This is a genomic window from Legionella jordanis, assembly GCF_900637635.1.
In the GTDB taxonomy this organism is placed as follows: Bacteria; Pseudomonadota; Gammaproteobacteria; order Legionellales; family Legionellaceae; genus Tatlockia; species Tatlockia jordanis.
The window spans coordinates 1837950-1861473 of the sequence record NZ_LR134383.1; the positions used below are offsets into that span (position 1 = coordinate 1837950).

The window sequence follows — 23524 nt, forward strand, 5'->3', positions numbered from 1 at the left end:
GTTATGTCATGGGATACTGTCATTGGGCTTGAAGTTCATGCCCAGTTAAAAACAAAATCAAAATTATTCTCTGCGAGTTCTACAACTTTTGGAGCAGTAGCCAATTCACAAACAAGCTTTATTGATGCCGGCCTACCTGGCGTACTTCCTGTGCTCAACGAAGAAGCAGTTGTTATGGCGGTGCGATTTGGTTTAGCCATCCAGGCAGACATCAATGATCACTCCTATTTTGAACGCAAAAATTATTTCTACCCAGATTTGCCAAAAGGTTATCAAATCAGCCAATTTCAATCACCAATTGTCCAAAATGGCTTTCTGGAAATTGAGATCAATGGCCAGCAAAAAAAAGTAGCCATTGTTCGAGCCCATTTGGAAGAGGATGCTGGTAAATCCCTGCACGATGCACATTCTGCTTATAGCGGCATCGATCTAAACCGCGCAGGCACCCCGCTTCTTGAAATTGTTACAACACCCTGCCTTTATTCCTCTGAAGAAGCCATAGCTTATCTCCGACAACTGCATCAATTGGTGCGCTTTTTAGGAATTTGTGACGGTAACATGCAAGAAGGATCGTTTCGCTGCGATGTCAACATATCGTTAAAACCGCATGGTTCAAATGAGTTAGGTGTAAGAACCGAACTTAAAAATTTAAATTCTTTCCGCTTCATTGAAAAAGCAATTGCTTATGAGCAAGCACGGCAACAGGATTTGCTAGAAAGCGGACAAGTGGTCAAGCAGGAAACCCGACTCTATTGCCCAGACAGCAATACCACACAAGCCTTAAGAAGCAAAGAAAACGAAAACGATTACCGCTATTTTCCAGATCCTGATCTTCTGCCTATTTTTATTAGCGAGGCTCAATTACAGTCAATAAAGGACAACATGCCCCTTTTGCCAAACCAGATTAAGCAAGAATTGAGTCAATTGCAGGATTTAAATCATGAGGACATCCATTTTTTACTGTCTTCTCCAGAACATTATCAATTTTATCTTGAGGTGCAGCGGCAAAGCATTGCGAAGGAAAAAACAATTGTCAATTGGCTAAAGGGAAATTATGCTGCGGCGCTCAATGACCACAATCTTGGATTTAAAGAAGCCCCTGTTTCAGCTAAATCCTTAGCCCAATTGCTCGATCTGCTGACGGAAAAACGCCTGTCCAATAACACAGCCAAACGCATCTTTAATCGATTATGGAAAGGTGAAAGCAATATCGATGAAATTATCCAACAGGAGGGTCTTGCACAGTTAAACAACAATGAGGCACTTGACGAACTCGTCCAGAATATCATTGCGCGTTACCCGCAGCAAGTTCAAGAGTACCGGGCAGGCAAAGAGAAATTATTGGGATTTTTTATTGGCCAAATTATGAAAGAAACCAAAGGATTGGCTGATCCTGAAGAGCTTAATCAATTATTAAAACAATTTTTAAATGCTTAATTGATATTGCCCTTTTAAATGCATTCATACCCTATCCCTTTATGGTTTAGGGTTATTGGTATGCTATTCACTACATTTTGAAAGATGTGCTTGCTTTTAAATGCTTCTCTTCGCATTTTTGTAGTTAGTTGTTTAGATTAAGTCGTATTAATTGCACCTTTGTGATTTCAATTTTCATGATGGATGGACATTTCACCCATCTTTCGAGTGTAATTTTTCAAGAAAAAATTTCTTAAACGCAGCCCTGCTGGCATTTTGTTCTTCAGAGGGTTGTTCAACAATATTTCAACCCCTGTTTTAACTCCAGGGAGAGTTTATCTTTTTGAACTCCTCTTCTTTATCCGGTGCTTTCTTTGGATAATAGGGTCGCCCCCAACGCTTATAAGCTGCTTTAACTTCTTCTTGCGTGGCTGTCTGCTGACACCAAAATCAATAAAGCAACACTTCCCAAGAAGGCAAACAAAGCCCCATAAAAAAACACGGCGCTATGACTCAGGTAATCCCATAAAATTCCAGCAATTAAGCTTGCGAACAAACCTTGTATTCCGACGGTAGTTGAAAACCATCCCACTGCACTGGCATGTAAATTTCCAGGGACAAAATCAAGAGCCAAAGCCTTGCCTACGCTGCGGAATATTCCTTGATAGCAACCATAAAGAATGAACAAAAAAGCGATAAAACTGAAGTTATCACTTAGGGCAAAACCCAGGTAGCAAATGAAGAAAATTAAAAATGCTGATAGCAACAAATACTTGCGACCAAATTTATCCGATAAAAATCCTGCCGGATAAGATACCAGTGCAGCCAACAAATTGTATCCAGCATAAATTAGCACAGTTTTTTCCAAAGACAATCCAGTGTCTTGCGCTTTAAGAATTAAAAAGGCGTTACTGGAATTGCCAATCCCAAATAGCGCAATGACCGCCAGATATTTCCAATAAGCTTTCGGAAATTTGGTTAGTTGAATTTTTGGCTCCTGCCCGCTTTCGTCGATTGATTTTTCTTTAACAGCCAAGACCATGAAAAATGCTAACAAACCTGGAAGAACAGCCAAATAAAAAATAGAACGAACTTTCCAAAAACACGCCAACAGAATAAGCGTCACGAGTGGGCCCATGAAAGCACCTAAATTATCCCCGAATCCTTCGAGGCCAAAAGCTTTCCCTCGATGCTCCCGAGTAACCGACGCAGCCACTAAAGCATCTCTGGGGGCAGAACGAAAACCAGAGGCTAATCTATCCAGTGTACGGGCACCTAAAGCCATTTGCCAAATACCCGCCAATCCCAATAAGGGCTTTGCCAGTGCCCCAAGAAAATAGCCTATCAGAGCAATTCGTTTCTTTTGTTGCATCTTATCCGATAACCATCCACTAAAACCTTGAATAATGTTCTGACCAGCCTGGGCAATTCCTTCTATAAGACCGACAATAATTCCGTTGGCTTGCAGAGTTTGCATCAGGAAAACGGGTAAGATGGGATACAGCATTTCCGTTGCAACGTCTGAAAAAAAACTTGCTAATGCAAGGAGAATGGTATTTTTCGAAATCCCAGAAAAATATTTAATTGGCTTCACAAGTTTTCATCCTTCAAATTAATTTCCCTTCTGCTGCAGCAAAAATAGTGTAAAGGGTTTTGCAATGTTCTGACAGATAAACAAAACAACCCGCCAAAGCGGGTTGTTAATTTACATTTTTGAATAATTAGTTATAGGATTTGACAATCACAGTGCTGCCTACATCCAAAAACTCTTGATTGAGCCATTTAGCAGCGCTAGGCAATACCCTTATGCAACCATGGCTTGCGTTCCAGTTTGGCACTTCGTAAGCCGCATGAATGGAGTAGCCTCCGCTAAAATGCATGCAATATGGCATTCGAGCCCCCCCGCCAGTTTCAATCGGGTAAATGCTTGATGTGCATTCCTCTCCTTTTTTGGAGTAAATGCGGTAGGTACCAGTAACTGTGTGACAAGGTCTGCCGGTATCCTCACAAAAGTCCTTTCCTCCAGAAGCACTACCGGTTTTTACGCGCTTACCATCCTTGTCATAAGCGGCCCAAGCAGTGGCCTTAGGATCGAAGATGAAGACTTTTTTGCCGGTAGCCGGGCGTTGTTCGGGAAAATAAAAGCTTCCTTTATGGTCGGCATCCATGCTTTTGGTGTAATGGATGTGCCCAGCATCATCCCTGATACCGACTTGATCCATTGATGAACAAGCTACGGTCAGCACACACAGCGGTCCAATGATGAGTTGTTTTTTCATTGGTGAACCCTCCTTTTTTTTTTATGTTATCGGGAGAGTTCTGAATAAATTTAGTATTTTCTACAAAAATTTTTAACTTATTGTTTTATTTATGATCTATAAGCCAGTGGATGCATGGGATTGACCGTCATAGATCCTTTTTAACGGGACCTCATGGGAAAACTCATCTTAAAGGAGTTTCCCGCATGAATGTTAATGATTTTTTATCTCGTTTTCCCGCCATCCCCATGGGAAAGCCATTATGAATTTAGCAAAAAGAACAGCAGAGACGACTTGGTTTTATTCCGAAGTATTACTCATAATCAAGATGGAATTTTTCCACATCCAATGCGTGCGCCACCACCACCTAAAGGAGGATTATCGCTGTAATTATCACCACCGGCATGGATCATAATGGCACGTCCCTTAATATCTTTAGTCGTTAAACGCGGGGCTAGTAGAGGTATATTTGCTTCACCGTTACTATTGGTAGCCAATACTGGTAAATCGCCTAAATGACCCTCACCGTAGGGCCCTTGATGGCTATTGGTAGCGCCAGGATCAAAATGACCGCCAGCTTTCATCCCATGATCTCCACAATCGGGATGCTGGTGTATATGGAAACCATGCAAGCCCACAGGCAATCCAGAAAGCTCAGGTTTTATTAAGAGACCATATTTGCTGTCCTCAAAAGAAACGGTTCCAAGAGAATTGCCTGTAGTAGCATGGACCTCGCTAACTATCGTCCTGGCATAGGTTGAGGATACAATAAAAAAGGAAAGGATGGCGCTTACGACATAGGTTTTTTGTTGAAAAATGTTCACAATTAAATTCCTCCTGGCATTAGTTGTTTAATAATAATCTCTTTCAACTGGCTTTTGTCAGACTACCATTGAGCGTCATTGAGATGAGGCAATTCTGTCTTCGTCTACTGCTTCTTTGTCTGCGCAGACACAATTATATCGTATCAAGAAATATTGTATTCCTACAGGGACATGGTTAAGGGAATAATATTTTCCACTTGAATTGTCTTCGACGTTTGATTAAACCCTTTTGATCAGTTCCGTCGGTAATGTTTGGATTTCAAGTAAATCATTACGAATGTATTTTTAGTATTAACCTTCAGGCTAATAAGCCCACAACTTGTTTTTTGTGCCGGATTGCCACAGCAGGATTTTTCAGCTCCAGCGAGCTCTTTAACCAAGGTAATTAACCACATGCAGATAGTTTTCAAAAGACTATCAACCGAGGTAATGCCACTCTGGACAAAGCATCTAACAGATGCGCCATGATAAATCTTTTTAAAAGTGACCCTTAACAAGTTTTTGCAATTTTTTCCCTTATTTTGAATTGGACTTTTCCAGTGCAGTAGAGAAGCTTTCTTTAAATTCCTTAGGCAGCATGGCTATAATGGCCAAAATTAATTGTTGATCCGAACATTCAAAGCAACCTCCTCTTGGCGGCATGGCACCCACCCCTTCAATGGTGTGTTGCATGACAACTGAAACCCCATTTTTTATTCGGGGCTCCCAGTCTTCCTTTTGATTCATCCTTGGTGCACCAATGACGATCATCGGTTGTTCGGCATGACAGTTTGAACAAAAATGCTGTACGATTTGCTCTCCTTCATTCTTACTGCCTTGAATATTTTTGAGAAACTCTTGAGGATGGTGCGTAGCTGCACTCGTTGTGTAGGCCAGAACGCTGCCAATGATTAACGGAAGGATTCGTAAATGCATGTATTCTCCAAAGTTGGCGTAAAACTTGCTTAAATTCCACGTTCTAAATTGAGAGTTCTTTTATGAAAGCTATACTATTTTTTTTATTGTTATTTGCAAGCACTTTATCTTTAGCTTCAAAGGCTGTCCAATCGCTGGATTTATTAAAACAGAAAATAGAACAATACCTCTTAACAACGCTCTCCAGTCAGGAAGGCAGCAATATACAGGTACAGGTTGAACAAATTGATGACCGATTGAGATTAAAAGCTTGCGCTGAATCAAGCCTGCAGGTGTTTAATCCCTTTCCCACATCCACCTCGCGCGCAAGCACCATTGGCGTGCGCTGCAGTGCTCAGGATAACCATTGGACCGTGTATGTGCCGGTAAAAATAAGGATACAAAAATCAGTTATTATAGCCAAACGTCCATTGCCTAAAGGAGTTAAAATCAGTTCAGAGGACATTGAGATCCAGGAGATTGATAGTAACTTGTTGAAACAAGGTTATTTCACGCGTTCTGAAGAAGTCATTGATCATCTCACCAAAACCAGCATTGCCCAAGGGAGTGCCATTAACCCCACCTATCTCAAAACAGAGTCTCTTATACATAAAGGTGAGCAGGTCAGCATTGAGGCTGTAAATGAGGTAATCCATGTCAGTATGTCTGGGATTGCTTTAAATGATGGCAGCGAAGGCGATGTCATCCAGGTTAAAAATTTGTCATCTAAAAAGATCATCGAAGCCACCGTGAGTGGCAAACAGCAAGTTAGAGTAACCCTTTAATAGGATTTAAAAGTGGATGACTAAATATTGAAACTATGATATAGCTTGAAAATCAACTAAAGAAGCACGTCAGGGAGCCGATAATAATCATGAGCGCAATTGAGAGCACTGTTATGGTTAATCCGATTAATGATTCCAAGACATTCAATATTTCACACTCAGAAAATCGGCTTGCACGTCGAGAGGCTGCTGAGAAGGACTCTCATCTTGAAGACTCTAACTTAGTGAATCTCAGCACTTTATCCAAGCAATTAACTCAACTAAAAGAATCCATTTTAAATGCTCCCGTTGTGGACAAAGGAAAGGTGGAATTTTTTAAAGAGGAAATTGCCAGTGGACGCTACGCCATTCTAAGTAGAAATATTGCTGAGAGAATGTTTGTTGAATATTGAAATGGCCTATATGGGCTGACATAAACACAAAGGATTTTTATGGCTGCAATAGAATCGCTTCATTTGATTGAAACTCTTGAAACTGAAATTGCTCTTCTCCAACAATTAATTGATTTGCTTAATCTAGAAAAACAGGCCCTTTCAAATCGACAGTTTGAAAGCCTTGAAACTTTAGCCAATCAAAAAGAGCAAGTTTCAGAATCGCTGGAAAGCGCCAGTAAGAAAAGAATTAAATTGTTAGGGCTTGATTTGAACCTTGCCGATCCCAAGCTTGCTCTGGATGAATTTCTGAAGCGTTGTAGCCCTGAGGAGAGGCAGCAAATTAGCTCCTTAAATCAAACCCTTTTAGAAAAAATTCTAATTTGTCGTGAGTTAAATGCAGTTAATGGGCAAGTAATAGTCAATAACATCAGCACACGCCAGGACATCATCAATGCATTAACAGGCAAGGATCAATCCGAGGCGGCCGTCACTTACAGCGCCAGTGGTAGTGTAAGCACTTCGAAAGAGCCTAATAGTTTTCAAAAAGCCTAAGGAACGATCAAAAAAATCATATTATTTACACTGAGTATTTCTTGAGTATAATCTGAGCAAATTTTTCACTTGGATAAAATATGGCTCGAAATACTTTATATAATTTTCTCAAAATATATGGGCTAGATACTGCATTTTCTCAAACACTCAAATCAATACACTCTAACAATCTAGCCGGCGATAATTATTTTCGCCTTGAATTGCCAGTGACCCAGCCAGTCATTTTAAAAGATAAAGAACAGGAGTACCTGCTAGACAATCATCACATCAGTGTCTATGAAGAAGAATATCGAGCTAACCCAAATTTAAGCCAATATCATTATACCGCTGAATTTATCGGAAAAAATGAGGAGCGCTATCGCTTACATGTTTATTTCAATGCGTTTGATCAATTAACGAAACAGGCAGTATTTGAAGTAAAAACTCCTGATTGCTACAAGACGGTGAACAGCAAACACATTGAGCATCACCTCATTCAACAAGCACTGCGGCATACAAAACCGGTAATAGGTCAGCTCCGACAGCAGCAAATGCAAACAATTAAAGCATTGGAAGAACGTCATCGTCTCACTGAGGAGCAATTATGGAAATTGTTTGATTCTGAGGCTAAGCCCGAAAAAATTCTAGAAACCTTAGTCACTGCCTGTCAAACACTCCGTGAGTTAATTCCTTTAGTCAAGCACAAAGCTTATGCAAAAGCACTTTCCTCGCATGAAAAAACCGCTGCCTATATTAAAGGATCGATAAGGAAAGAGCATCAGGAGAAGACAACAGGGACAACGGCTGAAGGCTGTGAAAGCTCGATTGTGGATATAGCCGATCCAGGGTCTGACTTTGCATCATTGGATAAGTTTGAAACCGAAGAAGTGATGGCAGGCAGTAAGTCTGAGCTGGCACATGAAGCCGATCCTATTTCTTTGGATGAGGTTGAAATAAAAGATGATCTGGGAGTCAACAAACATGAAGTAGCAGGAATTCTTGCACATCTGCATACAGCACCCACAATGTTTAAGCCAAAGACATCCAGGCGCGTGAGATTTGCTGAACAATTTAAAGCCTTAGAAAGCAGATTTGAATCTCTCTTGCAGGCTAAAGAAGAATTTCAAGCTACAGAAGTCGAAGCTTTACTTGCTAAAACCTATGAACTGGATTTATTTTTTGAAAAATCAGTCAACTTTACAGAGTTAAAACAATTACAGAGTTTAAGAAACAAACTGCAGCAGTTTGGCACAAAATTACTGCCAGGCTTGTTATTTCAGAAAAAATTCGAGCTGGCTAAATCTCTTACTTCTTTTCATTACTTGCTAAACCATGAAAAATATTTACTGGTGGCTTTGCAAACCAGAAATTCAGAGCTACTGGATTTCGTATTAACTTACGCTAATGTTGATGTTAATAATCAACCTGTCAACATTCGCAAGAAAAACTATCCATCTGCCGTCCATGCCTGTTTTTATGAGGATGCCCCAGAGTTTCCAATGGGTGAATGCCTTGCGGTGCTTATCAAACATGATGCTTCTCTTCTGCTTAGCGATGAGAAAGGTTTACCCATTGCTTATTCTATTTTAAGCGCAACAGCTCATCCCCTTTGCAATACATTGTACCGCCATCGTGAAAAAACCCTGAATTCAGTGTCTTTTTTGAGGCAAATAATTACCCAGTTAACAATCTATTTAGCGCAAAACGAGCTGTCTTTCTCTGAAATAAAGACCATCGAAGCAGAGTTGGAACAGTTTGAATTACAAATGAAGGAATTAACCAGCCTTGAACAGGATTCCTCAACAAGGCTCTTGTTGAAAAAAATGAATCGTTTTGAAGAAAGACACTTGAATTCATTCATAGAAAAATTGCGCAAGGATGAAGAAATTACTGCCATAAACCGAGAAATCAAAGACAGTGCTGCAGAATTGCTTTCATTGACCCCGAAAAAGCAACTAAGACAGGCCAAGGTATATGTTAGAAATCATTTGGATAATTTGGATAAATTTTTATCAAAATTTGATATCTCTACCCTTGATTTTAAAACCATTAAGGAACAAGTTCTTACCAATTCCAAGAATCATCTACAGTTAATCCAGAAGAAAACGGAGTTGCTCCAATTGCAACAGGAGATAAAAACCCAGGTGTGCAACGGTAAGCCTAGCAAACAGCAAAGACGGCTTGCCAACGAACAAAAGGTTTTATTAGAAGAAATTCGCAAACTTGAGAAAAAAAATCCCTTCCTGCAAGATTTTTCGAGGATTGGTGAATCCCTGGAGGGAACATTGAATTTTGCTAGCAATACCTTCATGCAAGACTTTTTCAAAACGAGTGAATCAATGGATTTTGATAAAAAGGGCAATTTTGATGAACTCGCATTAACCCTCGCGCCTGGAAAGTCAGTGGATCAGGCATTGTCAACGTTACTCACAAAATTTTCAGATTTGTTTGAATCCTTCCCTAAGGAAGCTGTTGAACAGTTTTTGCGTGAAGAGGATGATGAACACAGCGAAATACCTAATAATGCCTTTAGGGACTTTTAAATAATTGGGTGGATAAATCCACCCGACTGTTTACCGTGCCTGCATCCTTAAAGCCCCATCCAATCGAATCACTTCTCCATTGATCATTGGGTTTTCAATGATATGGCCCGCCAAAGCAGCAAATTCTTCAGGCTTGCCAAGACGTTTTGGAAAAGTTACTGTTGCAGCCAGAGCCTCCTGAACATCTGATGGCATGTTTAATAACAGTGGCGTTGCGATAAGTCCCGGTGCAATGCAGTTTACACGAATTGCGAACTGAGCTAATTCTCGAGCAGCAGGTAAGGTCATAGCCACAACACCCCCTTTCGATGCACTATAAGCCATTTGTCCAATTTGCCCCTCAAAGGCAGCAATGGAGGCGGTATTGATGATCACCCCTCTCTCTTCCCGCCCATCAATCAAATCTGCTTTGCTCATTGCTGCAGCCACAACCCGCATTACATTAAAAGTGCCGACAAGATTAATATCAATCACTTGCTTGAACGCTGCTAACGGCATAGCGCCTTCTTTTCCTACCATTCTTTTTGCCGGAGCAATGCCTGCACAGTTGATGCAAATTCTAGGCACACCCACTTCATTTAGGGTTTTATCGATCGCCTCGTCAACTTCTTGTTCAGAGCTGACATCGCAAGCAATAGTCAAATTGGCTTCATCCACTGCATTGATTTGTTTATCCCAAACCACCACTTTAACACCCCGTGAGTTGAGAAATTGAGCGCAGGCTCTTCCCATTCCTGAGGCACCGCCGGTAATGACGGCGATTTGATTATCTAAATTCATCCCTACTCCTTTATTTCAAATAAGCCTTACTTAAGGACTTAAATTCTGCAGTTCCTGCTTGTTCAACCCATTCAAAAAAGACCATTTCTGAGCTAAGCAATTGAATTCCTGCTTGCTTCATCCGCTTTAATCCATACTTTATATCAAGCTCCGAACGGCTGCTGACTGCATCAACCACCACAAACACTTCATAACCCTCGTCTTTTAAATCCATTGCAGTCTGGAGCACACACACATGCGTTTCGATGCCAATTAAAACAATCTGAGTTCGCGACAAAGCTTTTAATTTTTTCGCGAAGAACGGTTCTCGCAGGCAAGAGAAATGTACTTTTTCAATGGGGCCTCCCTCAATAAGGTTTTTTAACGGCTCAAGGGTTGATCCCAATCCTTTCGGATATTGTTCGCTCAGCAATACAGGTACATTAAGATCAGCAGCCAAACGCAACAACCATTCACAACGTTCCATTAGATATTGTGCGTTCTTCACCAGCGGAGCTAATTTTTCCTGGACATCAACAAGTACAAGACAAGATTTATTTCTTTCTAATAACATCCTTTCTTCCCCTCTCGCAAAAACATCATCTCAACCCAAAGCGTAGCGGCTGTCAAATTTATTTGACAAGTACAAAACTACAAAGATAAAATGCGATAATGTTTTAATGCGTTAATACACTATTATGAAATCACATACTGCAAAACAAGACTCAATTCATCAACTGATGCATGCCATTAGCTTATTAAACAATGAAGAAGAAGCTTTAGCATTTTTTACAGATCTTTGTACTCCCGCAGAAATTGAAGCGATGGCCGACCGCTGGCAGGTGGTGCCTTTACTGCGCAAGAATACTCCTTACAGGACCATACACGACCATACAGGAGTCAGTGTTACCACCATAACCCGCGTCGCTCGCTCCTTAACTTTTGGCAGTGGCGGCTATCGATTAATTGCAGAACGTTTGGAGCAGTCGTGAAAAAGCGTTTACGTATAGCTTTACAAAAAAAAGGCCGCCTGGCACAAGAATCCCTTACTTTACTGGAGCGATGCGGTCTAAAATTTCGGGTGAGAGATAACGCCCTTCTAACGCAGGTTGACAATTTTCCTATTGATCTTCTTTTTGTCCGTGATGATGACATTCCCACTTTGATTTTTGATGGCCTTTGTGATGCGGGTATTGTCGGCGAAAACGTCTTATTGGAAGCGGCCTTAGCCTTAAAAAACCAAAGCTACAAAACGCTTCTGCCATTAAGTACTTGCCGTTGCCGATTATCCATTGCTGTGCCGCAAAATTTTGATTATCGAGGTCTTGGCAGTTTAGAAGGGACTCGCATTGCAACCAGTTATCCGCGTCTCCTTGAGAACTACCTGGGGCAACATAAAATTCGTGCCGAGATTTTAGTCCTCTCAGGCTCTGTGGAAGTGGCACCCCGCATGGGCATGGCTGAAGCGATTTGCGATTTGGTCTCCAGTGGCCAAACTTTGGAAGACAATAAACTCATAGAGGTGGATACCCTTTTAGAAAGCGAAGCGATGTTCATCCAATCCATGAGCGCTGCCGAAGAATTTTCAGATTTATTCACCATGCTTAAGCGCCGAATACAAGCTGTGCAACAAGCCTTGGAACGTAAATATATTTTGTTCCACGCTCCAAAGCAAGCGCTCGAAAGCATCTGTCAATGCCTTCCAGGAGCTGAGGCACCAACGGTCATGCCTTTGCCGGCTCAACCTGAGAAAGTAGCTGTTCATGTGGTTTCAAGCGAGAGAATTTTTTGGAATACACTCGAAGCCATACAATCACTAGGGGCAAGCTCCATTTTGGTATTGCCCATTGAAAAAATGTTGGGGTAAATGCAATGTTAACCATAAACAATTGGGATCAACTGACAAAAACTGAAAAAGCGGCAAAACTTGCGAGGCCCATCAACAATTTTAATTTTAAACAGCAAGTTTCAATGATTATTGAAACCGTAAAATGCCAAGGTGATGCTGCCCTTGTTGCTTTTACGAGGCAGTTTGATGACATCAATCTTGAACAATTACGAGTGCCTTTTCAAACCATTGCTAAAGCAAAAATTAGTTTAAAGGCAACGAAAGCGTTAATGACAGCCATTGAAACCATCAGTAATTACCATCAAGCCATGCTACCGCAAACAAGGCCAATTTCCACAAGAACAGGAATAACGCTTGAAAAGTTGTACAGACCTATAAACAAGGTGGGTTTATATGTTCCTGGAGGAAATAAGACTCCCCTGGTTTCCTCCTTATTGATGCAAGCAATACCTGCCAAAATTGCAGGCTGCCCCATTAAAATTTTATGCACTCCACCCAGCTCAGATGGGACAATCGATCCTCACCTTCTGGTTGCAGCCAGGCTGTGTGGCATTGAAGAGATTTATCAAATCGGTGGCGCTCAGGCCATCGCCGCCATGGCTTATGGAACTGAGTCCCTGGTGAAGGTGGATAAAATTTTTGGCCCTGGAAATAGTTTTGTTACTGAAGCCAAAAATCAAGTGGCGGCTGATCCATTGGGAGCCGCAATTGACATGCCTGCCGGTCCTTCCGAAGTCATGATTTTAGCGGATGATGAGGCCAATCCCGAATTTGTAGCGGCCGATTTATTGGCTCAAGCCGAGCATGGAATGGATTCGCAAGTCATCCTAATCAGTTCATCTGAACTCTTTGCCAATTGCGTCCAGCAAGCTTTAATCAAACAGATGGCGGGGTTATCGCGCAGGGAAATCATTCAGGCATCCTTAGAGCAGAGCAGCATTATTGTATGCAGGGATAAAACCAGGCAAATCAATATCGTGAATGATTATGCACCTGAGCATTTAATTTTAAACTGCAAGGAAGCTCTGTCTTATCTTGAAGACATCACAGCGGCAGGCACCGTATTTATAGGAGAATGGGCTGCTGAAACGCTTGGTGATTACGTCACTGGAAGCAACCACGTCTTGCCAACGAATGGCTATGCCCGTAATCACAGTGGCCTTGGCATTCTTGATTTCCTAAAGAGCATCACCGTGCAACAAATTACCGCAGAAGGAATAACTCAAGTTGGCGAAGCCGCACAAACTTTAGCCCATATCGAAGGTTTGGACGCCCATGCACAAGCGGTGAAATTGCGCATGGATTTTTTGCAATCTGAACTTCAAAAGGAAGTCATGGAAATCATTTAGGAGCACGCCATGTCGGTTTTAGATCTCATTCGACCAGAGTTAAGTACGATAGAACCTTATATCCCAAGCGGCGATGACAGCCGGTGCCGCTTGCATGCCAATGAACTCCCATGGTGTTCCATTGCCCTGGAATCCGTTCCCTTAAATTATTATCCGAAGGCAAAGGCACTTCGTGATTTGCAACAGCGTATTTCTGAGTGCTTTAAAGTGAACTCTGATGAGTTATTGCTTACTCGTGGCAGCGACGATGGCATTGACCTTCTCATGCGTGTGTTTCTCCGTGCAGGTATGGACAGCATTCTGCAATGCCCCCCTACTTTCCCAATGTATTCTTTTTACGCACGGCTACAGCATGCCAAAGTTCTCAATTGCCCCTTAGACAGCAACAATTACTTCAACATGGATTTTAACCAGTTGTTAAGCGTCTGGGAGCCAAATTGTAAATTACTGATGTTATGCAGACCGAATAACCCCACAGGAAATTTACTTGAGTTAGGCGCCATTGCCGGATTGTGCGAACAGTTTAGGGATAAAGCTATTGTTGTGGTGGATGAAGCCTACATTGAGTTCTCTGAATCAGCCAGCGCTACCACTCTTTTGCCTTCCTATGACAATTTGATTGTGCTTCGAACATTGTCAAAAGCCTATGGATTGGCCGGTTTGCGACTGGGAGCGATTTGCGCACAAAAGCAAGTCATTAAGGCCCTGCACAATTGTATGGCTCCTTACAGCATTTCCTCAGCAGTGATGGCTTTAGCTCAAAATGCTTTAAGGGATATGAGCTGGTTTTCACAACGCTTGCAGCGAATTCTTGCCGAAAAAAACAAGTTGTATGAGCAATTGCAAAGCTGTGCCTGGATAACCACAGTTTACCCAAGCCATGCGAATTTCATTTTAATTAGAAGTCCTTATGCAGAAGCTCTGATGAATACTTTTGCGAGAGCTGGTATTGCTGTTCGCTATTTTACCAATCCACCTCTAGAAAACACGTTAAGAATTACGGTGGGCGATGAACAACATAACCAGGAATTGCTCATGTTGCTATCCGCATTTAAACCTAGGGAAATGCAATGAAAAAAGTACTATTTATTGACCGAGATGGCACTTTGGTTGAAGAGCCGCAGGATTTTCAGGTGGATAGACTTGAGAAAATTCGCTTATGTAAGGATGTTATCCCTTCTTTACTCAGCCTGCAAAAGGCTGGTTTTCAGTTGATCATGGTTAGTAATCAGGATGGATTGGGGAGTGAGAGTTTCCCTCAAGCTGATTTTGAGCTCTGCCAAAAGTTTATATTGAATTTATTCAATTCACAGGGAGTTCATTTTGACCACATTTTCATATGTCCACACAAAGAAATGGATGGCTGCAGTTGTCGAAAGCCCAAGATTGGTCTGCTCCTGAATTACATTCGCGACAACCAATTTAATTGCAATCAGTCGTGGGTAATTGGTGATCGTGAGAGTGATAGGCAACTGGCAGATAATCTTGGCGTGGGCTTTTTCCCGATTAACCCCACTCATGGCTGGAAAAACATCACCTCCTCGCTCTTAAAGAGGCCCCGCTCTGCCAAGGTTATCCGGCGAACCAAGGAAACGGCCTTGGAGCTCACATTGACTTTAGATGATGAGCATGACAGTACCATTGAGACACCGATTGGATTTTTTAACCACATGCTTGAACAAGTAGCCAAACATGGTGGTTTTTGTTTGGAGATAAAGGCACAGGGTGATGTGGAAGTCGATGATCATCATCTGATTGAAGACAGTGCCTTAGCCCTTGGCGAAGCCTTAAAACAAGCACTCAACGATAAAAAAGGAATAGCCCGCTATGGTTTTACTTTACCCATGGATGAATCCCAAGCGTCAATAATCATTGATCTAAGCGGCCGCAGTTATTGTAAGTTTGACGGGCAATTCAGTCGTGAATTTGTGGGTGGATTAGCCACTGAAATGATCCCTCACTTTTTCCATTCTTTTGCCAATGCCCTCGGAGCAACCATTCATGTGCAGGTAAAAGGAGAAAATCACCATCACATGATTGAAGCCTGTTTTAAAGCTTTAGGCCGCGTTTTGCGCCAAGCCTGTTCGCAAACCGGCACCGACTTACCTTCCACCAAGGGAGTACTATGATTGCTGTAATTGACATTGCTGGGAATAATTTAAAATCTTTAACCAATGCCATTAGACAATTAGGCGACGATTGCCTTTTGACCCACTGCCGCCAGGACATTCAAAAAGCCAGTCATATTATTCTTCCAGGAGTAGGCGCTGCCGGTGTGGCCATGAAGGCCTTGCAGCGCTCAGGTCTAATCGATGCACTATTACATTGCACAAAGCCCATATTGGGAATTTGCCTGGGCATGCAGCTGTTGTTTGAACACAGCGAAGAAGGGGATGTTTCTTGCTTGGGGCTTATCCCTGGAGAAATCAAACCATTACCCGCCTCTAAGCACTACCCCGTACCACATATGGGTTGGAACCGTCTGGTTTGGACTCAAGACAGTCCCTTGGGCCAAGGAATTAGCGACAAAGACTATTTCTACTTTGTCCACAGTTATGCCCTGATGAAGGATGATTTCGCTTTGGCCACATGTCAGTACAGTGAACCGTTTGCTGCCATTGTCCAACATCGAAATATCTTCGGCATGCAATTTCATCCTGAGAAATCAGCCGAGCCAGGGCTTCAATTATTGCGAAATTTCCTAAAGTTGGGGGAAACATGCTAATAATTCCTGCCATTGATTTACGCAAGGGTCAATGCGTGCGTTTACAACAAGGACAGTTTACCGAAGTTTCCATTTATCCATCTTCTCCTCAAACACTCGCGAGGCATTATGCTAAACAAGGCGCTTGCCGCTTACATCTTGTCGATTTGGATGGTGCACAATCAGGAGAAATTCAGCAATTAGAGTTGATTCAAAGTCTTAAGCAACCAGGAGTAATGTTGCAAGTTGGCGGGGGGATCAGAACTCTTGAAACGGCCCAAAATTGCCTAAAGGCGGGCATTGACAAACTGGTGCTTGGAAGTATTGCCATAAATGATCGGTTGTTCGTTTCAAAACTCATCCAGAGTTTAGATCCGCAGCGCATTGTTTTGGCCCTGGATGTGAATATTGATGCAGGCATCCCAAGACCCGCCATCCACGGTTGGCAAACAACAACTCCTTACGATCTCTGGGAGGTTGTCAATTATTATCAGGATCTTGGCATCAGAGAGGTATTATGCACCGACATTGCTTGCGATGGCATGATGAGTGGTCCTAATTTTCAGCTTTATCAGCAAGCCACCCGTTTTTTCCCACAAATCCGTTGGCAAGCTTCTGGTGGCATCCGTCATGAAAAGGATTTAAAACAATTAAAAACCATTGGTCTTTCGGCCGCCATACTTGGGCGCATGCTCTATGAAACAGACTTCGATTTGACAATTTATCTGGAGGACTGCCATGTTGGCTAAACGCATTATTCCCTGCCTCGATGTTAAAAACAATCAAGTCGTGAAAGGCATCCGTTTTCGTGAACATCGAGTGATGGGCGACATTCTTTCTTTAGCAACCGCTTACTCCAGGCAAGGCGCAGATGAACTGGTATTCTATGACATCACTGCCAGCAGTGATGGACGGACAGTTTGTCCAGGCTGGGTTTCATCCGTTGCTGAAAGGATAAATATTCCATTTACCGTTGCGGGAGGAATACGCACTCTAGAAAAAGCCAAAGCTGTTTTGCATGCTGGGGCTGACAAGCTGTCTATCAATAGCCCCGCACTGGAAAACCCGCAACTCATTAATGAGCTCAGTCGCGCCTTTGGCAAGCAGTGCATTGTAATTGGGGTCGACAGTCAATGGCTGGATGATGATTTCTACGTTTATCAATACACAGGCGATGAAAGCAAAACAAGAAATTCAATGCGCAAGACAGTGGATTGGATCAATGAGGCCCAAGACCGGGGCGCTGGTGAAATAGTCCTTAATTGCATGCAAACAGATGGTGTTGGCCATGGCTACGACCTTGAGCAACTGCATCGCATTCGTGAGATTACCCATGTCCCACTGATTGCCTCCGGTGGAGCTGGACAGTTAGAGGATTTCGTCCAGGTGTTTTCACAAGCCAGAGTAGATGGTGCTTTGGCTGCGACGGTCTTTCATGAGGGTATTTTTAGCATAAGGCAAGTGAAACAAGCGCTGGCAGCGCATCATATTGAGGTAAGATTATGAATTCTCTAAATTTAAATCAGTTAGACTGGCAAAAAATGGATGGCCTTATTCCTGCCATCATTCAAGATGCAAGCAATGGCCGTGTTCTCATGCTTGGCTATATGAATCAGGAGGCTCTGGACAGAAGCCTTGAAACCAAACAGTTGACCTTTTATAGCCGCAGTAAGCAACGTCTATGGCAAAAAGGAGAAACATCAGGAAATACAATGTGCATCCAAACCATCACCATGGATTGTGATGGGGACAGTTTACTGGTACAAGTGAGACCCGAGGGCCCTGCTTGCCACTTGGGTTTAACCAGTTGTTTTCACGAGCCCTCATCCTTTCAATTGCAATTTCTATCCACTTTGATGGCGGTTATTCAAACGAAAAGCCAAGGCGGTAATATCGAAAGTTACTGCGCTCAACTGATTGCCTCTGGTGTCCCCCGTTGCGCACAAAAACTGGGTGAAGAAGCGGTTGAAACTGCAATTGCAGCAACGCTTGGCGATGCTGCACAATTAATCAATGAAGCAGCCGACCTTTTATTTCACTTCCTGGTACTTCTACAAGCCAGTGGTGTAAGCTTTTACTCAGTGCTAGCCTGTCTTGAAGGCCGCCATACAGGATAAGTTTAAACCACCGCCAACAATACCGCTGTGAGATAATTTCCCTCTGGAAAAACCGGCAAGGTTGGATGACAGTTTGCCGGTCCATATATTCCAAGGACTCTAGCCTGTTTTCCCACAGCCATTGCTTGGCTAGTCACCAAAGAACCAAATTCCGCGGTTGACAAAGCCGATGAGCAATTGCATGTCATCAACAAGCTTCCTGGACGCATGGATTTAAACAGTTCACGATGCAAGAAACGATAGTAATTTTTTGCACGTTGCAAATGTTGCTGCGAAGGAACTAATTTGGGGGGATCCAGAATAACAACATCATAGTCTCCTGCTTTGCTGAGAAATTCACGGGCATCAGCTTCGATGAATTCGATGTGTTCAAGTCCATTTAATTGTGCATTTTGTTTTGCTTGCACTATTGCTTGCGCTGAGCTGTCAACGGCAGTCACTTTGCTGGCAGAGGCTTTTGCTGCATGCAAGGCAAATCCGCCCGTATAACAATACAGATCAAGCACCCTCCTGTTCCTGGACAGTTCCGCCATGCGTTGGTGATTTTGCCTCTGATCGAGAAAAAGCCCGGTCTTTTGGGCATTCGAAAAATCGATCTCGTAGACGATTCCGGCTTCCATTACCTGGGTTTTCGCACCCGATTTCTGTTCGACAAACTCCTGCCAACCATCTTGTGAAAGTGGCTTTTCTTGCGAAAACCAAAGCAGCTCGCCCTGAATTGTTTTACTGAGGCAATTGCTAATGATGTTTTTATTTGCCTCTACCCAAAACGCGGTACTCGAAACAACAGTAATATCATTAAAGCGATCAATGGTTAGTCCCGACAAACCATCGGCCTCGCTATTAAATAGCCTGTAGGCATTCGTTTGGGGATTTGGAAGATTAAGGCTTTCCCGGACCTGAAAGGCTTGATGCAAACGATGTTGCACCAAGGTCTCAATAGAGGTGCAATCCAGGTTTTCCCAGGATTGTGCCAAAACGCGAACCCGATACAAGGAATGATGATTGTAGGCCCCTACTCCCAACAATTCCCCTTCTGAACTAAAGATATCAACCAACTCGCCAGTAGTGGGCTTCGCTTTGATTTTGCTAATGGCTTTTGGGAAAATCCAGGGATGTCCGCGCCTAATGGCACCTTCTTTCATTTTTTGCAAATAAATAGCTGGTCTCATATATTTCCCAATCATTAAAAGTCGGCTAATCTACACTATTGTATTGAAATGCTGCAAGGTGATTGTATGTCTAGAATAGCCCGGAATTTCCTTCCAACCGCCCTAATGGCTCTGTCGCTAACTACCGCACAACCTGGTTGGGCAGGGCCATGGTTTACCGGACCTCTTCTGGCACCAGCGGGACATACCATTCCTCGCGGTCACAGCAACCTTGAAATTTATGGCTTTGATACTCAGGTAAACGGAGTTTTTGGTAAAAACTGGAATTTCATCCATACTCCCCGCAGTGAAAGCATTGTGGGCAACCCCATTTTCAGCCATGGCCTTACGGATCGTTTGGATGTTCAATATGGTGTTCCTTATGTCTACAATCGCAATCTGGGGCATTCTGCCCGAGGACTTGGCGACACCTCCGTAGCTCTTGGCTATCAGCTTCTGGAGCAAAGGAAATCCAAATGGATTCCTGATTTACGCGTCACGTTTCAAGAAGTGGTCCCCACCGGAAAATTTAAAGATTTAAACCCGCTGAATAATGGCGCCGATGCTACCGGACTTGGGAGTTATCAATCTGGTATTGCCTTTAATTCTCAACATTTGCTAACTTTCTATGATCATTACCTTCGCACCCGATTGAGTTTAAACTACCTCGAAGCAAGCCGCGTCAGCTTGCGCGGTTTTAGCAGTTTTGGCGGAACCTCACAAACTCGAGGCTCCATCGATCCAGGCTCTCTGTTCACAGCAGATCTGGCAGCGGAATTTAGCCTTAACCAAAACTGGGTTGCCGTGATGGAAGCTTATTATGCCACCCGGGCAGCAACCAAATTCAGGGGCTTTGTTGGTACTGATGCGCAAGGAAATCCCGTGGGTATCGGTCATGGAGATATAGAAGAAATCACCTTAGCCCCAGCCATTGAATACAATTTTTCGGGTAACGTTGGCATCATCGCTGGCCCTTGGTTTACGGTAGCAGGGCGTGAAACAACCGATTTTATTTCCTACGTTGTTGCTCTCAATATTTATTGGTAAAGCTGGTAATTTACTTTACAAAAAAGGTTTATTTTTCACAAGAAAGGCAATATTATCACCAATCCTTAATCAAAGTGATGATATTATGCCTTTTTTTACTGCTTATAGTCCAAGTCAGCTTAAAGCTCACCTGGAGGCAAAACCTCTGGGTGAACTGGAAAATTTGAACCGATCCTATATTCCTCATTTTGAACGCATTGAAGCCGCAATCGATGAGCGGAAAAAAACCATTAAACAGTTAAGCTCCCAAATTGCAGATATGGAACAGCAGATCGAGGTGGAAAGAAAGGAAACGGAAGTCTTGGAGCAAAGCCGCCTGGAAATGCTCAGGGAAAGGGATCGGGGTGTTGAAGGAGTGCTTATACAAAACTCCCTATACATTTCCTATGAAGCTAGCTTCAGCTCATTTTGTCGTTCAAAAGAAAACAAAATTGCAGGCCACAAGAAACAAATTAGCGAATTGAAAGTACAGATAGGGGCCTTGAAAGTTGAACGGCATCTTTGCGTAAAGGAATTGAAAATACTCAATCCCATCATTGAATTAAAAAGAAAAGAAGGCCAGAGGATGATACTTACCGGTGGAATGGATAAAGCCGAGCTTAAGCTATCTTCTGATGAAAGGGATGAAAACGAAAAGACCCCATCCTTCTCCCTGTAGAAATTCCATCACAGATAGACCTCCCTGGAAGATTGTGAAATTGAATTTACAATCGCCCCATAAAAAGAAACATGCTAGCATCCTCTTTTTTCTCATAGAGGATGCAGTATGTGGTTTAACAATGCTTTAATTTATCATTATGAATTCAAAGAAGAACTTGATTTAAGTGAAGCCTTATCTCATGACATTTTAAAAGCCTGCCCCCCTCACGCGCGTTTCATTTATGGCTGGTTACCCGCCTTTGCCGATGAGCTGGTACAGGAAGTTGCTGGTGCTTCTTTGCTCTGTCTGGGAAAGGAAGAGCGCATTTTGCCCCGCAGCGTAATCACTCGTCTACTGACTGAAAAAATACAGCAATTAGAAACTCAACAACAACGAAAAATAAAACGTTCGGAGCGTGCTCAGCTTGCTGAAGATTTGGAGTTTGAATTATTACCTAAATCCTTTTGCATCCAGAAAAAATTATTTGCTTTGCTAGACAGCGTCAACAACCGTTTAATTGTCAATGCCTCCAGCAATAATCAAGCCTCGCAATTAACTTCCTTCTTGCGAAAGACAATCCCGGGAATTCAGATTGAACCATGGGTACAGCAAGACAATTTAGCGATGCGCTTTGCTCAATGGATAAATGATCCGGGTTTGCTCCCATCCAATTTTCAATTGGCTTCTGATTGCCTGCTCATTTCATTGGACGATGAAAAGAAACGGGTTAATTGCAAAGGCTATGAATTGCCGGCGGAAGAAATTGTGACCTTGCTGTCTCAAGGATTGGCAGCCGCTGAAATTTCCTTAATCTGGAATGAGCGCATTCAATTTACTTTAACGCAAGATTTAACCTTCAAACGCATCAAATCCCTGGAATATCTAATTGATGAATTCAATGACATTCGGCAGTTGGAAGAGGAATACCAACAGCAAGATGCAGCCTTGACTTTATTAAGCGGGGAATTAAGAGCTCTTATCAATGAATTACAGGCGGGTTTGGCACAAACCAAAGTCGAAACGGGAATCGAGGAAGAAGAGGTTGTGAGTTAACAACCTCTTCTGAAACAGGAAAACAGTATTCTATAACACAAGCTCACGGGGCTGCTTATGATAAGTAGCCTGGTAAACAGCCAAAGCATCATTTGCAGCTTTATTCAACCCAAGATTTTTGTTTGCAAAATACATGACGCGCAGTGCTTCTTCGGCACTTGGCGCTTGCGGATAGTTGCTTACGAGAAAATTAGCTCGTTCTATCGCCGCTACATACATTTTACGTTCGTAATAAAATTTTGAAACATTTAGCTCATGATTTGCAAACATATTTCTTAAGTAAATCATTCTCTGCAATGCGTTAGCCCGGTAACGGCTCTCAGGGAATCGTTGCACCAGTGTTGCGAAATCAGAGTAAGCTTGCGCCTGCGTTCCAGGATCACGCCAGGATTCATCCAAAGGCAACTTATTAGCAAATGTGCCCCGAGGTTGCTGAAAATTCGCTAAGCCTTTCATGTAATAGGCATAATCCACGTGGGGAGACCTGGGGTAGAGATGAATAAATCGCTCTGCAGTAGCTGCCGCTGAAGCGAAATCATCCTTTTTATAATAGGCATAGATCAGATCCATTTGAGCCTTTTCAGCATAATCGCTAAAAGGATACATCGACTCCATAGCTTCCAAACGTTTAGCTGCTGAATCGTATTGCTCTTTCGAAATTTGCTTTTCTGCCTCAGTCAGCAATTGTTTGGCAGTCATGCCCTGAAAGGGATTGTAATCATCGTCATCTTTTGCCCACCATTTTGAGCAAGCGGTTAAGGAAAATAAAAAACCGATAAGGAGCAGCGCTTGAATTCGTTTCATATTTACACCTTTAACATCGCAGGACGACTATGAAAATTGGACGTTTGCTTCAGCACGGTAAGCAACAGCCATGAGTTATCATTTTGAAATTTGGACAATTTTACAATATACCTAAATCAAAAAATGCACATTATACTCATCCTTACGCTCTTTGCGAAGTATAAACAAACAATCAATTTAACATCTTTTACAGCATCCATTGAAATAAGGCACTAATTAACCAGATTTAGTTTAAAAGTGAGTATTTTTTAAAAAGATAGTGTTTTATCTTCAAAAATTATTTGCAAAGGACGCAGGCTTGATATATATTTCTGCCCTATCGGAGAGGTGGCTGAGCGGTTGAAAGCGGCGGTCTTGAAAACCGTTGAAGGGCGACCTTCCCAGGGTTCGAATCCCTGCCTCTCCGCAGTCAAACATCAAACATTC

Annotated in this window: 25 protein-coding genes, 1 tRNA gene and 1 pseudogene; 18 read left to right on the forward strand and 9 right to left on the reverse strand. The window is 42.6% G+C overall.

Features of this window, described 5'->3' with window-relative positions:
* The first annotated feature begins 3 nt into the window (after positions 1-3).
* Positions 4-1437 carry an Asp-tRNA(Asn)/Glu-tRNA(Gln) amidotransferase subunit GatB gene (gatB, locus tag EL203_RS08150; RefSeq protein WP_058470789.1) on the forward strand — a complete coding sequence of 478 codons (1434 nt, stop codon included), beginning with the start codon at positions 4-6 and terminating at the stop codon, positions 1435-1437.
* 297 nt (positions 1438-1734) lie between these two features.
* On the opposite strand, the pseudogene EL203_RS14775 reads toward gatB, so the two are convergent.
* From EL203_RS14775 to EL203_RS08175, 5 genes and pseudogenes are all read right to left on the reverse strand, one after another.
* Positions 1735-1806: pseudogene (locus EL203_RS14775) on the reverse strand (hypothetical protein); the annotation flags it as partial.
* A 22-nt stretch (positions 1807-1828) separates the two neighbouring features.
* Entirely contained in the window at positions 1829-3010 is a 1182-nt protein-coding gene (locus EL203_RS08160) for an MFS transporter (RefSeq protein ID WP_058470788.1), read from the reverse strand.
* Positions 3011-3137: 127 nt separating this feature from the next.
* On the reverse strand, positions 3138-3695 hold the full coding sequence (locus EL203_RS08165; RefSeq protein WP_058470787.1) for a L,D-transpeptidase: 558 nt from the start codon (positions 3693-3695) through the stop codon (positions 3138-3140).
* Between the two features lie 302 nt (positions 3696-3997).
* The gene (locus tag EL203_RS08170) at positions 3998-4444 is read right to left on the reverse strand and encodes a superoxide dismutase family protein (RefSeq protein WP_232004074.1); all 447 of its coding nucleotides are present in this window, start codon (positions 4442-4444) and stop codon (positions 3998-4000) included.
* A 570-nt stretch (positions 4445-5014) separates the two neighbouring features.
* A complete protein-coding gene (locus EL203_RS08175) occupies positions 5015-5413 on the reverse strand; it encodes a c-type cytochrome (RefSeq protein ID WP_058470785.1) in 399 nt (132 codons plus the stop codon).
* 62 nt (positions 5414-5475) lie between these two features.
* Here EL203_RS08175 and flgA point away from each other — a divergent pair, with 62 nt between their 5' ends.
* From flgA to EL203_RS08195, 4 genes are all read left to right on the forward strand, one after another.
* On the forward strand, positions 5476-6177 hold the full coding sequence (gene flgA / locus EL203_RS08180) for a flagellar basal body P-ring formation chaperone FlgA (protein ID WP_058470784.1): 702 nt from the start codon (positions 5476-5478) through the stop codon (positions 6175-6177).
* Between the two features lie 89 nt (positions 6178-6266).
* Entirely contained in the window at positions 6267-6569 is a 303-nt protein-coding gene (gene flgM, locus EL203_RS08185; RefSeq protein WP_058470783.1) for a flagellar biosynthesis anti-sigma factor FlgM, read from the forward strand.
* A 39-nt stretch (positions 6570-6608) separates the two neighbouring features.
* Entirely contained in the window at positions 6609-7103 is a 495-nt protein-coding gene (locus tag EL203_RS08190) for a flagella synthesis protein FlgN (protein WP_064108387.1), read from the forward strand.
* Between the two features lie 80 nt (positions 7104-7183).
* Complete coding sequence (locus EL203_RS08195; protein WP_058470782.1) at positions 7184-9625, forward strand: hypothetical protein; 2442 nt, start codon at positions 7184-7186, stop codon at positions 9623-9625.
* A 30-nt stretch (positions 9626-9655) separates the two neighbouring features.
* Here EL203_RS08195 and EL203_RS08200 read toward each other — a convergent pair whose 3' ends face one another.
* Together EL203_RS08200 and EL203_RS08205 are read right to left on the reverse strand one after the other, a co-directional pair.
* Positions 9656-10405 carry an SDR family NAD(P)-dependent oxidoreductase gene (locus EL203_RS08200; protein ID WP_058470781.1) on the reverse strand — a complete coding sequence of 250 codons (750 nt, stop codon included), beginning with the start codon at positions 10403-10405 and terminating at the stop codon, positions 9656-9658.
* A gap of 10 nt (positions 10406-10415) precedes the next feature.
* A complete protein-coding gene (locus EL203_RS08205; protein ID WP_058470780.1) occupies positions 10416-10958 on the reverse strand; it encodes a hydrolase in 543 nt (180 codons plus the stop codon).
* Between the two features lie 124 nt (positions 10959-11082).
* Between EL203_RS08205 and EL203_RS08210 the strand changes: the two genes are divergently transcribed.
* Genes EL203_RS08210 through hisIE form a run of 9 tightly spaced genes read left to right on the forward strand, consistent with a single transcriptional unit; the run spans position 11083 to position 18403 of the window.
* Complete coding sequence (locus tag EL203_RS08210) at positions 11083-11376, forward strand: YerC/YecD family TrpR-related protein (protein WP_058470779.1); 294 nt, start codon at positions 11083-11085, stop codon at positions 11374-11376.
* Positions 11373-12251 (forward strand): ATP phosphoribosyltransferase, encoded by an 879-nt coding sequence (hisG, locus tag EL203_RS08215; RefSeq protein ID WP_058470778.1) that lies wholly within the window; start codon positions 11373-11375, stop codon positions 12249-12251. Before EL203_RS08210 ends, hisG begins: the two co-directional genes overlap by 4 nt.
* Before the next feature lie 5 nt (positions 12252-12256).
* Positions 12257-13582 (forward strand): histidinol dehydrogenase, encoded by a 1326-nt coding sequence (gene hisD / locus EL203_RS08220; protein ID WP_058470777.1) that lies wholly within the window; start codon positions 12257-12259, stop codon positions 13580-13582.
* A gap of 9 nt (positions 13583-13591) precedes the next feature.
* Complete coding sequence (gene hisC, locus EL203_RS08225; RefSeq protein WP_058470776.1) at positions 13592-14656, forward strand: histidinol-phosphate transaminase; 1065 nt, start codon at positions 13592-13594, stop codon at positions 14654-14656.
* Complete coding sequence (gene hisB / locus EL203_RS08230; protein WP_058470775.1) at positions 14653-15711, forward strand: bifunctional histidinol-phosphatase/imidazoleglycerol-phosphate dehydratase HisB; 1059 nt, start codon at positions 14653-14655, stop codon at positions 15709-15711. Before hisC ends, hisB begins: the two co-directional genes overlap by 4 nt.
* Positions 15708-16307, forward strand: coding sequence for an imidazole glycerol phosphate synthase subunit HisH (hisH, locus tag EL203_RS08235; protein ID WP_058470774.1), 600 nt, complete (start codon positions 15708-15710; stop codon positions 16305-16307). Before hisB ends, hisH begins: the two co-directional genes overlap by 4 nt.
* Positions 16301-17035, forward strand: coding sequence for a 1-(5-phosphoribosyl)-5-[(5-phosphoribosylamino)methylideneamino]imidazole-4-carboxamide isomerase (locus tag EL203_RS08240; RefSeq protein WP_058470773.1), 735 nt, complete (start codon positions 16301-16303; stop codon positions 17033-17035). The genes hisH and EL203_RS08240 overlap by 7 nt, the downstream gene beginning before the upstream one ends.
* Positions 17025-17792, forward strand: coding sequence for an imidazole glycerol phosphate synthase subunit HisF (gene hisF, locus EL203_RS08245; RefSeq protein ID WP_058470772.1), 768 nt, complete (start codon positions 17025-17027; stop codon positions 17790-17792). Before EL203_RS08240 ends, hisF begins: the two co-directional genes overlap by 11 nt.
* Entirely contained in the window at positions 17789-18403 is a 615-nt protein-coding gene (gene hisIE, locus EL203_RS08250; protein ID WP_058470771.1) for a bifunctional phosphoribosyl-AMP cyclohydrolase/phosphoribosyl-ATP diphosphatase HisIE, read from the forward strand. Before hisF ends, hisIE begins: the two co-directional genes overlap by 4 nt.
* A 2-nt stretch (positions 18404-18405) precedes the next feature.
* On the opposite strand, the gene EL203_RS08255 is transcribed toward hisIE, so the two are convergent.
* Positions 18406-19575 (reverse strand): class I SAM-dependent rRNA methyltransferase, encoded by a 1170-nt coding sequence (locus EL203_RS08255; protein ID WP_058470770.1) that lies wholly within the window; start codon positions 19573-19575, stop codon positions 18406-18408.
* 66 nt (positions 19576-19641) lie between these two features.
* Here EL203_RS08255 and EL203_RS08260 point away from each other — a divergent pair, with 66 nt between their 5' ends.
* From EL203_RS08260 to EL203_RS08270, 3 genes are all read left to right on the forward strand, one after another.
* Positions 19642-20601 (forward strand): hypothetical protein, encoded by a 960-nt coding sequence (locus tag EL203_RS08260; protein WP_058470769.1) that lies wholly within the window; start codon positions 19642-19644, stop codon positions 20599-20601.
* Between the two features lie 85 nt (positions 20602-20686).
* Positions 20687-21259, forward strand: a complete 573-nt coding sequence (locus EL203_RS08265; RefSeq protein WP_126320106.1) for a hypothetical protein — start codon at positions 20687-20689, stop codon at positions 21257-21259.
* 108 nt (positions 21260-21367) lie between these two features.
* A complete protein-coding gene (locus tag EL203_RS08270) occupies positions 21368-22294 on the forward strand; it encodes a recombination-associated protein RdgC (RefSeq protein WP_058470767.1) in 927 nt (308 codons plus the stop codon).
* 30 nt (positions 22295-22324) lie between these two features.
* Here EL203_RS08270 and EL203_RS08275 read toward each other — a convergent pair whose 3' ends face one another.
* Entirely contained in the window at positions 22325-23098 is a 774-nt protein-coding gene (locus EL203_RS08275; RefSeq protein WP_058470766.1) for an outer membrane protein assembly factor BamD, read from the reverse strand.
* A gap of 321 nt (positions 23099-23419) precedes the next feature.
* Here EL203_RS08275 and EL203_RS08280 point away from each other — a divergent pair.
* Positions 23420-23504, forward strand: a tRNA-Ser gene (locus EL203_RS08280).
* The last annotated feature ends 20 nt before the right edge of the window (positions 23505-23524 follow it).